This window comes from Cytobacillus sp. IB215316, from assembly GCF_033963865.1.
Lineage (GTDB): Bacteria > Bacillota > Bacilli > Bacillales > SM2101 > Nanhaiella > Nanhaiella sioensis.
In genome coordinates, this window is the sequence record NZ_JAXBMC010000001.1 from 469389 (window position 1) to 482414 (window position 13026).

General features: G+C 33.4%; 14 protein-coding genes. 10 read left to right on the top strand and 4 right to left on the bottom strand.

Annotated elements, in window-relative coordinates; translation table 11 throughout:
- Nucleotides 1-90 precede the first annotated feature (90 nt).
- A complete protein-coding gene (phoU, locus tag SLH48_RS02135) occupies nt 91-750 on the top strand; it encodes a phosphate signaling complex protein PhoU (RefSeq protein WP_214480267.1) in 660 nt (219 codons plus the stop codon).
- A gap of 106 nt (nt 751-856) precedes the next feature.
- Here phoU and SLH48_RS02140 read toward each other — a convergent pair whose 3' ends face one another.
- From SLH48_RS02140 to rpmG, 3 genes are all read right to left on the bottom strand, one after another.
- Complete coding sequence (locus SLH48_RS02140) at nt 857-1363, bottom strand: endolytic transglycosylase MltG (protein ID WP_214480266.1); 507 nt, start codon at nt 1361-1363, stop codon at nt 857-859.
- Nucleotides 1356-1751 (bottom strand): hypothetical protein, encoded by a 396-nt coding sequence (locus SLH48_RS02145; RefSeq protein ID WP_214480265.1) that lies wholly within the window; start codon nt 1749-1751, stop codon nt 1356-1358. The genes SLH48_RS02140 and SLH48_RS02145 overlap by 8 nt, the downstream gene beginning before the upstream one ends.
- Nucleotides 1752-2122: 371 nt before the next feature.
- Complete coding sequence (rpmG, locus tag SLH48_RS02150; protein ID WP_214480264.1) at nt 2123-2272, bottom strand: 50S ribosomal protein L33; 150 nt, start codon at nt 2270-2272, stop codon at nt 2123-2125.
- Nucleotides 2273-2751: 479 nt separating this feature from the next.
- On the opposite strand from rpmG, the gene SLH48_RS02155 reads away from it, so the two are divergent.
- From SLH48_RS02155 to SLH48_RS02180, 6 genes are all read left to right on the top strand, one after another.
- Entirely contained in the window at nt 2752-3321 is a 570-nt protein-coding gene (locus tag SLH48_RS02155; protein WP_320256847.1) for a 5-formyltetrahydrofolate cyclo-ligase, read from the top strand.
- Nucleotides 3314-4099, top strand: coding sequence for a DUF92 domain-containing protein (locus tag SLH48_RS02160; RefSeq protein WP_320256848.1), 786 nt, complete (start codon nt 3314-3316; stop codon nt 4097-4099). Before SLH48_RS02155 ends, SLH48_RS02160 begins: the two co-directional genes overlap by 8 nt.
- A 300-nt stretch (nt 4100-4399) precedes the next feature.
- Nucleotides 4400-5350 (top strand): L-lactate dehydrogenase, encoded by a 951-nt coding sequence (locus SLH48_RS02165; protein ID WP_214480261.1) that lies wholly within the window; start codon nt 4400-4402, stop codon nt 5348-5350.
- Nucleotides 5351-5739: 389 nt separating this feature from the next.
- Nucleotides 5740-5922 carry a hypothetical protein gene (locus SLH48_RS02170; protein ID WP_214480260.1) on the top strand — a complete coding sequence of 61 codons (183 nt, stop codon included), beginning with the start codon at nt 5740-5742 and terminating at the stop codon, nt 5920-5922.
- Nucleotides 5923-6340: 418 nt separating this feature from the next.
- Nucleotides 6341-7063 carry an HAD-IA family hydrolase gene (locus SLH48_RS02175; protein WP_320256849.1) on the top strand — a complete coding sequence of 241 codons (723 nt, stop codon included), beginning with the start codon at nt 6341-6343 and terminating at the stop codon, nt 7061-7063.
- Nucleotides 7064-7266: 203 nt separating this feature from the next.
- Nucleotides 7267-8814: a rhomboid family intramembrane serine protease gene (locus SLH48_RS02180; RefSeq protein ID WP_320256850.1), complete on the top strand. Its 1548-nt coding sequence runs from the start codon at nt 7267-7269 to the stop codon at nt 8812-8814.
- On the opposite strand, the gene SLH48_RS02185 is transcribed toward SLH48_RS02180, so the two are convergent.
- The gene (locus SLH48_RS02185) at nt 8786-9667 is read right to left on the bottom strand and encodes a hypothetical protein (protein ID WP_214480257.1); all 882 of its coding nucleotides are present in this window, start codon (nt 9665-9667) and stop codon (nt 8786-8788) included. The two genes, SLH48_RS02180 and SLH48_RS02185, sit on opposite strands and share 29 nt — an antisense overlap.
- A gap of 418 nt (nt 9668-10085) precedes the next feature.
- Between SLH48_RS02185 and SLH48_RS02190 the strand changes: the two genes are divergently transcribed.
- From SLH48_RS02190 to SLH48_RS02200, 3 genes are all read left to right on the top strand, one after another.
- Nucleotides 10086-11543, top strand: coding sequence for a spore germination protein (locus tag SLH48_RS02190; protein WP_413785383.1), 1458 nt, complete (start codon nt 10086-10088; stop codon nt 11541-11543).
- A 218-nt stretch (nt 11544-11761) separates the two neighbouring features.
- Nucleotides 11762-11962 (top strand): YqgQ family protein, encoded by a 201-nt coding sequence (locus SLH48_RS02195; RefSeq protein WP_214480255.1) that lies wholly within the window; start codon nt 11762-11764, stop codon nt 11960-11962.
- Between the two features lie 91 nt (nt 11963-12053).
- Nucleotides 12054-13019, top strand: coding sequence for an ROK family glucokinase (locus SLH48_RS02200; RefSeq protein ID WP_320256852.1), 966 nt, complete (start codon nt 12054-12056; stop codon nt 13017-13019).
- Nucleotides 13020-13026 lie beyond the last annotated feature (7 nt).

Below are 13026 nucleotides of genomic sequence, written 5' to 3' on the forward strand. Positions count from 1 at the left end.
TTTGAATTAGTCAGTTTTGTATAAATAAAGATTTTCCCAGGACTTTTAACCGTAATATAAGGTAATCCATATATGATTGGAGAGAAAAGCATGGTTGTAAGAGGAGCATTTGAACTTGATTTACAAGTACTAAAGGATAAATTAGTAGAGCTAGGTCAACTTACAGATCAAGCATTAAACGAGTCAATAGAAGCACTCACTACTCAAAATATTGATCAGGCATTAACGGTCATTGATGACGATACACCAATAGATCTATTAGACGAAGAAATAAATGATTTTGCTATTTTGTTAATTACAAAGCAACAACCTGTAGCTATTGATTTACGAAGAATTATAGTAGCAATAAAAGTATCTACAGATGTAGAACGAATTGCTGATTTTGCAGTGAATATAGCAAAAGCTACGATTAGAATTGGTGAAAAGAGGCACATAAAATCATTGGATAAGATCGTAAAGATGCAGGAGCATGCTATACAAATGTTAAATCTTGCAATACAAGCTTACGAAACAGAAGATGTACTATTAGCGAAAAAAGTTGTAGAGATGGATGATTTTGTTGATCAGTTATATGGTGAGAATATTAGAGAGCTTCTCGAGTTAACGAAGACTAACAGTGAACAAATGTCACAAATAACTCAGCTATCGTTTGTTTGTCGTTATATAGAACGTATAGCAGATCATGCTACGAATATTGCGGAAAATATCTTTTATATTGTTAAAGGAAAACGTTACGAGTTAAATGATTAAATAGAGCAAGAATAAGAAAAGATTTGAAGAACTTTTCGAAAACGACTGAAAAAAATAAACCAACCTGATATATGATTCAGGTTGGTTTATTAACATTAAGTTCATATTATTCAGGAATCGTCTTTTCTGTTAATAAACTTACAATATTTTCAATTGTCATATTACTGCTAACCTCAAACTTTCCAACCTGAATTTGGCGGGTAAGCTTTTGATCCATAAAGTATTGTTGTAGTTCCTTACCGTTTGATATAATTTTAGCTTCCTCTAGTATTGAAGAAATTTCTGAGCTTGTCATACCAGTGTTAACTTGTAAATGGTATATACGGATAGGTTCTGATTGAGGTTCATGTTGATTTGTTGAATTATTATCTTCACTAATAACATTTTCGCTAGATTCATATTCTTGTATGATCAAGCTTTGTTCTTTTACTTGATCCTTTAATAACTTTATTTCAGCTTTAAGCTCTTCAGATTCTGGGACAACATGATCAGCTGTTCTTGTCGTTTCAAGGATGGTTTGTTCTGAGCCTGATGTTATAAAGTAAATGGAGCCTAACACAGTAGTAGCTGTAATTAAACCAGATGAAAATGCTCGTAAACTATGTTTATTCAACATGATTTCCTCTCATTCTACTAAGGTGATTAACAATGATTCCAACCTCTTCTATTGTTAATGAAGTCTCTTTAGCTATTTCGTCAACAGTTTGTCCAAGGTTCAATAATGATTGAATTTGTTCATGTTTAGCGTCATGCGTTGCTTTTGTTCGTAGCGTATTGTTTTCTTGTTGTTGAAAAGTGTTATTGGGTAACACACTTTCGTTGACAAGAAGCTCTTCTTCCAAGATCTTTAGTTTCTTTTTCACTTGATAATTGTCTTGCATAACTGATAAGGATAATTGTTCTATTTGTTTTTCTAAGTCACCTACTTTATCTTTACTAACAAATGAAACAATAAGTAAAATAATTGCAATAGAGAATAAAATAACAATTGCATAATCCATCAAATCACCCCAAAATATTCTATTTCTATATACTGTTATATCATAATTTTGTAATAGTTAGCTGTAAAATGTTAAAAAAGATAAGACTCTTTTTGATAAGTTTGTTGATATTCGTATTAATGATAGTGGACACCTGATTTTCACAAGTAGAAAAGATGCTAAGAAGCTTAAATACATATGTGTTTATATGATAGTATGAAATGCATTAACCTTTTCAAAAGCAGTCAAAAAAAGAATTATACATCATAAAGTAATATGAAACATTTTGCTGGTAGAAGAAAGTTAACAGGAGACTTACTATATTTCCCGATGAGGTGAATCAATTTAAGTAGGTAAGAATAAAAAAAGCAGTAGGAATGTATTCCTACTACTTACTTAGTTTCACGATGAAGAGTTGATTTTTTATCTCTTGAGCAATATTTTTTAAGCTCAAGGCGATCTGGGTTGTTTCGTTTATTTTTTTTAGAAATATAGTTACGCTCTCCACATTCTGTGCAAGCTAATGTAATATTTACACGCATGTTCATATCCCTCCAAACATTAAGCTTTAAATCAGACTATACAATAATACCATTATTCTATATGAAATTCTAGTGTCTTTTTATGATTTTCCTAATAACACTTTTATCTACTTTATGGAAATTACGAATGATCTATAGCGCTTAAATTAATTTCATAATCGCAAACTAATACTTTTTTTGCACTTTTCGTAAGCTTTGTTGCTATGTTATAAAATTAGAAGCGCGAGAAGAATTTTATATGTTTGTCATCGCCTTAGAATAGGCCACGCATTCTTAGTCTAGTAGTGAACGTGTTTATTTCTATCTGAAAACAACCTTTTGCAAAATCATTTAGAAGTATTTGATTTTTTGCTACACTTAAAGAATAGGCCCCATCCGTTTTATTCTTTATCAATACAGCAATTGCAATGTAATTACATTCATTTGTCGTTTATGATGGAAATGCAAGTACTAAGAAATTTATACTGAAGGTGATTATAATGGAAGAAAAGCATCATCTGCGTAATATAGTGAAAAAGTCTTTACATAAAATAGATGACTACACCTACCATGATTGGTCTCATTTAATCTCTCAACGCCTGTTTTCACATCGTCTGTGGAAAGATACAAATACAATTGGAATTACTATATCTAAAAGGCCGGAAGTTGATACAATTCCAATTATAGAAAAAGCATGGAAGCATAATAAAAAAGTAGTAGTACCAAAATGTCATCCGAAAAAGAAGAAGATGACATTTAGGGAAATTAGCTCTTTTGATCAACTGGAAATGGTTTATTATGGCTTACAGGAACCTATAGAGGAACTAACAAAAGAGACAGCATCTCATGATATAGATTTATTAATTGTACCAGGGTTGTGTTTTACAAAAACTGGAGATCGTCTGGGATTTGGTGGGGGATATTATGATCGATATTTAGTCAATTATATAGGTAATACAGTTTCGTTAGCCTTCGCTATTCAAATAGTGCAGGCTTTACCAACTGAATCATTTGACAAGCGTGTACAAAGAATTCTAACGAATGAAGAGGAAATTATTTGTAATGAATGATAATTATTTATTTTATTTTGCAATCATATTTGTAGCGGCTCTTAGCGGTAAAAGACTTAAATCGCTATCTTTATCTGGTGCAATTGCAACAATCATCATTGGGGTAATTGTTATTTTGGGGTTTGGGTGGAAAGGACTATTTATACTAGGTAGTTTTTTTGTAAGTTCAAGTCTGTGGAGTAAGTTCAAGCTGGAAAAAAAAGCATTCGTAGTAGAAAAAGTGGCAAAAGGTGATGAGCGTGATTGGGTACAGGTTTTGGCGAATGGGGGTGTGCCCGCCTTTGCTAGTTTGTTATATTATTTTGACCCAGTAAATATTTGGCTATACCTTTTCCTAATATCTATTGCAGCGGCAAACGCAGATACGTGGGCTTCAGAGTTAGGTACTTTGAGTAAGAAGAAGCCTTTCTTAATTACCACGATGAGGAGAGTGGACCCAGGAACGTCTGGAGCGATGACAATATTAGGTACTGTTAGTTCGTTAGGTGGTGCTTATTTTATTGCAATACTTGCATCCTTGATTTGGAATGAATTGACGATATTATTGATACTATTCATTGGTTTATTTGGATTTATTGGGAGCTTAATTGATACACTACTCGGGGCAACTGTCCAAGTTGTATATCAATGCCCAAAGTGCTCGTTAGTTACTGAAAAAACAGAACATTGTGGTAAAACTTGCGATCATTTGAAAGGCTTCCACTTTTTAAATAATGACATGATAAATTTATTAGCTATCACAATTTCGGCTCTATTGGGTGGGCTCATTTTACTCTAGGTTATAATGAATATTTTCATTCTCTGATCAGTGAATAAAATTGTAACAATATCGCAATATATATAACGCTTACATAGTATTTCAAACGTTAGAAATTAGTGTATATTTATTAATGTAGGAACAAAGAAAACAACATAATCAATATCATTATAGTTTAAAATCTGCGGATATATTTATATTTCGTTCGCGTAGGAAACATCAACTTTGTTTGGAGAAATTTTGTTGATTGAGAACTGTTGAAGTTATTTGCAGAATGCTTTCAAAGAAATTTTTTGATATATAAGAAAGGTGGTATATATTATGGCTAATAATGTTAATCGTGTTGTACTAGTAGGAACTGGGGCAGTAGGTTCTAGCTATGCGTTTGCTCTTCTTAATCAGGGGGTAACGGAAGAATTAGTGTTAATTGATTTAAATAAAGAAAAATCAGAAGGGGATGCAATGGATTTAAACCATGGGGTTGCTTTTGCGCCATCTCCTACGAAAATATGGTTTGGTGACTATAGTGATTGTCAAAAGGCTGACATCGTTGTTTTATGTGCTGGTGCAAATCAAAGACCAGGTGAAACTCGATTGGATCTTGTAGGAAAGAACGTTAAAATTTATAAAACAATTATTGATCAAGTAATGGCTAGTGGTTTTGATGGAATTTTCATCGTCGCTGCAAACCCAGTTGATATATTAACGTATGCAACATGGAAACTTTCTGGTTTACCAAAAGAACGTATTATTGGTTCAGGGACTATTTTAGATACAGCACGTTTTAGATATTTAATTGGTGATTATTTTAATGTAGATGCAAGAAATGTTCATGGTTATATAATCGGTGAGCATGGAGATACAGAGTTACCAGTGTGGAGCCATGCAGATATCGGTGGAAGATCGATTGTAGATATAGTAAATGATGAAAATGAATTTAGTAAGGAAGATTTGGATGAAATATTCGTTAATGTCCGGGATGCCGCATACCAAATTATTGAACGCAAAGGTGCGACTTATTATGGTATAGCAATGGGCTTAGTTCGACTTACTAAAGCGATATTACAAAATGAAAATTCTGTTTTAACTGTATCTACTTACTTAAATGGGGAATACGGTGAGCAGGATGTTTATATTGGAGTTCCGGCAATCGTTAATCGACAAGGTATACGTGAAATCGTAGAATTAAAACTTGATAAAACTGAACAAGAACAGTTTTCACATTCAGTCAAAGTCTTGAAGGACACTATGGGACCAGTGCTAGGAAATTAAATATGTACAATAAAAAGGGGGAGACCCCTTTTTTTATTTTCAGTTTTGTGAAGATTAGCTATTATTGAGCAGATAGTCGGTCCTAGATAATTGTTATAATAAGACTCTTTACGTAAACCTTGTTGCTCATGTTCCTGCCCTAGAGGATTAAGATGTCCACTTTAAACAACAGTCATCATTTTATAGTAGAAAGGCTGCCAAGAAATTTAGTATTTTAAAGTGTGTAAACCTTATTAGTAAAGAAGAAATAAGGTATGTGAAAACTGCCCTTTATAAAGGCTTGTTCTGTAATTAAATGTCCATGATTAAATTAAGCATTTAACCTTTTGGATATCCTATGGATAAAATGACTTAAAAAGATAAAAGGTATATCTAAGGAGGTTGCACATATGGAACTAAGGTTTTTTCGATTTATTATACTCATCGTACTTGGGTTTTGTATGTATCGCTACCGTTATAGGGTAGCAGATGCTTTGTTACAGATTCCTTTTGTTAGCAAAATGTTTGTCAGATTAACAATGAAGATTCCTTTTATAAGAGAACAATTTATTAACACAGCCTTTCGAGTCTAGTTAGACTCGAAAGGCTTATATTTGTTAATATATGTACTACTAGATATAATGGTAAAAAGACAGAGCTTTCTATTTGATGTAGCTAATAACTAAAAGGGGTTTTTAGGGTATTAATACCGTTAGAAAAGTAAGCTACCACAGCCTTTACTTAATTAGAACAGCTAGATGAATATTTAATATTATTCGTCTTAATAAGAAAGGTTCTTTTCGTAAACCTTGTTGCTATCGTTCTTAAAATACGTTCAACACAACAGCAAATCTAGTTGTACACGTGTTTATTTTTTTATATGTAAAACAACAAACTATACGAAAACAGGTTTTAAAAAATGACACCCGCCCTGTGTATTTGGAATTTCTTATTGTATACGAAAAACGACACTCAAAGAGGGAACATCCTAAGAAAAAAAAGAGGGTACATATGTATTGGGATTTAATTGGATTTGATTTGGATAATACAATTGTTCATTATGAAAGAACGTTTCAAAGAGCAATGATACATTGTTATAAAGTATATATGTACACAAACCATCTTCACAACAAAATTGAAGCAGATATATGGTTTCCTGTTTTCAAAAAATATTGTGACATGTATTGGCATCTATACGAAAATAATTGCATGTCTAGAAAGGAATACAGGCGTAAGCGCTTCGTTCATTCAGCTAATGAGCTTGGACTACCTGTAACAAAAAACATGGCAGACGAATTTCAAGAAGAATTTGACCGGGTAGTTAGTAAATATACAGTACCAATAGATGGGATTACGAGAATTTTATCAAATTTAGTGCAAAAGCAACTTCGACTCGTTGTCATCACAAACGGTAAAATGGATATACAATATAGAAAGATTATACAAATGGGTTTGCAAACAATATTTCCAAAGGAATTTGTGATTGTTTCAGAAGATGTAGGTGTTGAAAAACCACAACAGCAAATTTTTGATCACGCGAAAAACGTTGTGAATATGGAAGTGAAAAAAGCACTATACATAGGTGATTCATGGGAATTGGACGTGTTAGGTGCTAAACAAGCAGGATGGGATGCAATTTATTTTAATACAAGAAATCAACAGCCTTCTACAGCTGATTGCATCTACGGAACTTGTAGACAAATTGATGAACTTTCCGAATTGCTTCATATATAGAAATTACTATAGAAGGACTTTTAAGTAAACTTTGTTTGCTATCATTCCTTGGATGTCGTTTTAGAGAAGATAAGATAGCACCATAACAAGTTGTATTCCAGTTTTGTTGTTAGTGGGATTAACAACAATCTATGCGAATACAGCCTATAAGAAAGATTACTTTAGTGACTAATATTCAAACAATTCAGAGGGGAGATTACCAATTGAATTCTAAGCAAGACGTTTTGTACTGGGGGATCATCAATCAATTAGTAGTTCAAGAAAATTATAGGATCCTAACTGTCTCAAATGACCACCAAGAAATTTGGCTGGAGCCGACGACAAGAAAGAAAAAGAGAGTAATCAGAATATTGCGGCATGACCTTGATTGGAGTAATTGGCTCGAGCGTGACATGCAAGTAGTTCTACAAAAAGTCGATAGCTTACGTAGAAAAACGATTAGAAGAGGTTTAGAAGTTGTAAATTTGTACATATCAACTTTCCCCCCTGTTGATGACTGGGAATTTCGAACTAAAGAGCCCCTAGTTGCTGGCAAGAATAGTGAAACGAAAGTACATTCATTTGTTATTCATTCAGAGAATATTCAACAGGGATTAAGTGATATATCACATTTACTGCAATTTCATCCACATGTTGACACGGATAAGATTTTAACAGAGCCATTGTTGTTAGAAAATCTAAAAAAAGAAGTATTTACAGTTGCACAACAAAAGGTCAAAACAGAGCAACAATTGTTTCAGTATGGGAAACCAAGATGGACATATATTTTTATTATGATTCAATTAGGAATGTTTTTTTTATTGGAATTTAGTGGTGGGAGTCAAAGTTCTCAAGTATTAATGAAGTTTGGGGCAAAATACAATCCATCAATTCTGGCAGGTGAGTGGTGGAGATTTTTTACTCCAATGTTCTTACATATTGGCTTCTTACATTTGCTTATGAATACCGTAGCATTATTTTATTTAGGATCCGCGGTTGAAAAAATATTTGGTAGCACGAGATTTTTTATCATTTATATGTTTGCTGGTTTTTCAGGAACTTTGCTAAGCTTTGCCTTAAGTTCCTCACTATCAGCAGGAGCATCCGGGGCGATCTTTGGATGCTTTGGTGCTTTGTTATTTTTTGGAGTTATACATCCTAACTTATTTTTTAGAACAATGGGTATGAATATACTTATAGTGATCGGCATCAATTTATTATTTGGGTTTAGCGTACCATCAATTGATAATGCAGGACACATAGGAGGGCTTATAGGTGGTTTCTTGGCGGCAAGTATTGTCCATTTACCTAAACATAAGCACTTAGTGAAGCAGACGATATTCTTATTAACTACTGTGATTTTCGTCTCTGTGTTTGCCTATTTAGGTTTTTCTTACCCTAAATTTGATCCTGCTGTATCCCTGTCAGTTGCCCAAGAGTATATAGACAAGGAGGATTACCAAGCGGCTTATGATTTATTGCGAAATACATCACAAGACCATCAATATGAGGCAGACCAACTATTTTTATTATCTTATATAGAAATAAAACAAGGTAACTTTGATTTAGCTAAACAAAACCTACTAACAGTAATTGATATAGATCCGTTATATGATGAGGCTTATTTTAATTTAGCATTGATTTATACACATGAAGGTAACTATGAACAAGCTTTAGAGTTGTCGGAAGATGCATTAGATATAAAACCAAATAATAAAGATTATAAAGAATTATATACACAACTTATGAATTCGAAGGAATCTGTTGAATAAGTTTTACAGCTTCACCATCTCTTGTTTCAATTAAAATAATCAGATGAGTATAATCTTTACTAAGTAAAATAAGAGGTATGGTACTACCAACTGGCTCTATAATGGTACCATCCTTTTTTTTAATGCCCAGGAAATAATTTTTGTATAACCCCTCCCATAAATTACCCAGGATTTGTTGTGACTTTTCAGCATTATTATTAATGAATGGTTTGTCATTAAATAGTACAATGTCTGAAAGAGGAATTTGTATATAATTTTTCAATGGTAATTGAAAATGATCTACTAAACGCTTCCAACTATACTGTAATTGCTGTTTTACAGCATGATCTAAAACATACTTCCACTCCTTTTGTTCCTTATTTTCCGCTATTCGAAATGATTGCAGGGGGGCAAATAAAGAATTAATTACGTACAGCTCGTCAAAACTCATTTGTTGGCTACTTTTAATGTTCAAATCATCATTATGTAATTCAGCATGATGGTAGGAGATTGTCACAAAGTATCTGCTTTCATCCGCTTGGATTTTTTTGTATTGGGCAATTTTCTCACTGTAATCCTCCCACTCTGAGAGAGTATCTAATAATCTCCCATTCGCATACAGCAAAGAAATATCTTGTCTTAAATACGCTTCTCTATCTAAAACTGAGGTGACATCCCATTCAATGATATATTTATTATTTTTTGGTTTATCCAATAGCGTAAGTGTGCTGTCTGTATGAGTAAACGTTACATCAGGATCTATAGGGAAGTAAATGATGCTTTCTTGTGTAGTGTCATGTTGTACAAAAACGAACAGTATTGCTGTGAAAATTGAAAAAAGAGCTAAAATGATAAAAAACGATCGTCTCTTCATACTAACCCTCCGTAGCATAGTAAAGATGTTAACTAACTAGCTAACTCATATTTTAGGACTTACTCTATGCGAAAACATCGTTGCAATTGTTACCAACTTAGAACATCCAGAAATAGATTTTATTAGATGGTCATTGATGAAAGATGCAAGGATACTACAAACGATAACTGGATTTATTTTTGGTACTTAGTAAGAAAAACAACAAATAATACGAAAATTGCTACTATCTTAGTAAATCTTTATACACTATAAAACTACCTATTTGATAAATAGTTGTAGATAACCATTAACAGGTATTTTATAAATATGTATGAATCAACTTGTACAAATATCCACTAATAGATCATTCAAAGGTATTTTTTTTTGAAATAGAGTCAATGATGGTGGAAGAAGTTTGTTTGGTGGTGATGAGATGGATATGAGAACTAAAGTAACACCTGTTTCAGAAAACATAGCTGAAAATATACAATTTTTACGCAAGGAATTGGGTGTTGAGAAGAGCTTTGATGTAATTCATTTAGACGTTGAATATGCTAAAAGAGATATGGCCTTATTTTTAATTGATGGATTTGCTAAAGATGATATACTCCATTATTTGATGAAAATCTTATCCGAGTTAACAGAAGAACAACTTGAAAAAGATGTATTGCAAAAGCTTCTAAAAACTTATATTCCTTATGTGGAGGTTGAAAAGACAGATAATTTAGAGACTGTAGTAGATGCTGTGTTGGCAGGGCCTACAGCATTAGTCGTTGATGGTATTGAACATGTCATTATCATTGATGCGAGAACATATCCTGTCAGGGGTCCAGAGGAACCAGATATTGAACGTGTTGTTCGAGGTGCAAGGGATGGTTACGTTGAAACAATAGTCTTTAATACTGCATTGACAAGGAGACGAATACGTGACCGAACATTACGTATGGAGTATATGCAAGTTGGTAGACGGTCAAAAACAGATATATGTATTTGTTATTTAGAGGATATCGCGGACACAGGACTAGTAGAAGATATAAAGCAGTCATTAAATAAAATAGATACAGATGGTATACCTATGGCAGAAAAAACAATTGAGGAATTTATTTCAGGTAGACATTGGAACCCTTATCCGTTAGTTAGATACACGGAAAGACCTGACACCGCAGCAGCTCATATTTATGAAGGACATGTCATTATTATTGTCGATGGTTCTCCTAGCGTAATAATTACGCCTACAACATTTTGGCATCACTTACAGCATGCAGAGGAATATCGAAATAAACCAATTGTAGGAGCGTATTTGCGTCTTGTGCGTTTTGTAGCAATTTGGGCATCGCTCTTTCTTTTACCATTGTGGTATTTATTTGCAAGCCATCCTGATTTATTACCAGAAGGACTGGAATATTTAGCTCCAAAGGATGTAGGAGAAATTCCGTTATTATTACAGATTGTGCTAATAGAAATAGGTATGGATATGTTAAGGATGGCATCTATACATACTCCATCTTCATTAGCAACTGCGCTAGGCTTAGTTGCAGCTATTTTAATTGGTCAGGTTGCAATTGAAGTGGGTATATTTATTAATGAAGTTGTTCTTTATTTTGCTGTTGTAGCTGTTGGAACTTTCGCCACACCTAGCTATGAAATGAGTATGGCAAATAGGTTAATAAGAATTGCAATCTTATTATTTACTGCCACTTTTGGTCTAGCAGGCTTTGTTATTAGTATTACGATATGGCTAGTGATGCTAGCACGTATGAAATCATTCCACACACCTTATTTGTGGCCATTTTTACCTTTCTCTTATCGAGCTTTCAGAGATGTATTAGTTCGTGCGCCGATTCCATTGAAAAACAGGAGACCTACAATTTTACATCCAAAAGATCCCGATCGCTAGTAAAATGGTTAAATAATGTGGGTATGGAGCAAATCATGGGGAATTATTCCACATATTTGAAAATCCCACTCGAACTAAAGAATTAATTTGTCGTGAGTGTCATCTTTGGCACTCATTTTTTGTTATTTGTTATTCAGCTTGACGAACTAAGCTATTTCTTTATAAAGTAAGTGATGTACAAGTGATTTGAAATAGTCTGACGTTAGGAGATAATTATTATGAGGACATTGTATGACGTTCAACAATTATTAAAAAAATATGGTACAATAATATACATTGGTGATAGAATTGCCGATCTTGAATTAATGGAATCTGAATTAAAAGAGCTATATCAATCACAGCTTGTAGATGTAAAGGACTACCAGATGGCACTACTGTTACTTCGTCAAGAAGTTCAACGTTTGAAAGACGGGGCATAAAACGTATAAAGCAATTATTTTTTATACATTTAAAGAAAGTTCTTGTAGTATCGATTGATAAACTTATTTAATAAAAGGAATGAAAGATAGAATGGATAATAAATGGTATGTTGGCGTAGATATTGGAGGAACAACAGTAAAGTTAGCCTTTGTTGATAATGAAGGGAATATTATTGAAAAATGGGAAATTGCTACAGATATTTCTGACAATGGAGAACATATAGTAAACCATATAGCGCAGGCTATAGATAATAAACTAGCACAGCTACAAAAATCTCGAAAAGAATTAATTGGAATTGGTGTAGGTGCTCCTGGTCCAGTAAATACAGCAACAGGTGTTGTATACGTAGCTGGAAATTTAGGCTGGGAAAATTATTCTCTAAAAAGTCACTTGGAAGCGATAACAGACCTTCCCGTTATTGTCGATAATGATGCAAATAATGCTGCTGCTGGTGAAATGTGGAAGGGAGCAGGAGGAGGAGCTGAAGACTTAATTTGTGTTACGTTAGGAACTGGAGTTGGAGGAGGTATTATTGCTAATGGTGAACTCGTCCACGGTATAAATGGTGCAGGTGGAGAAATTGGTCATATTACTTCTGTACTAGAAAATGGTGCTTTATGTAGCTGTGGAAAAAAAGGGTGTATTGAAACAATTGCTTCTGCAACTGGAATCGTTCGCGTAGCTAAGGAAAAACTTCAACAAACAACCGTTCCTAGTAAATTAAGAGAGCTTTCAGAACAGCAAGGACAAATTTCAGCAAAACTAGTTTTTGATACGGCAAAAGAAGGAGATCAATTGGCACTTGAAGTAATTGATTATATGGCCTTTCATCTAGGATTTGTTTTAGCTAGTTTAGCAAATGGTTTAAACCCTAAAAAAATAATTATTGGCGGCGGTGTATCACACGCAGGCGCAATTTTAGTGGATAAAGTAACTGAACAATTCAATCAATTTCTTTTTCCAAGGGTAGCACAAGGTGTATCTATTTCTTTAGCTACTTTAGGAAATGATGCCGGGGTAATTGGAGCTGCATGGTTAGTAAAAAAGAATGTATAAACAATAG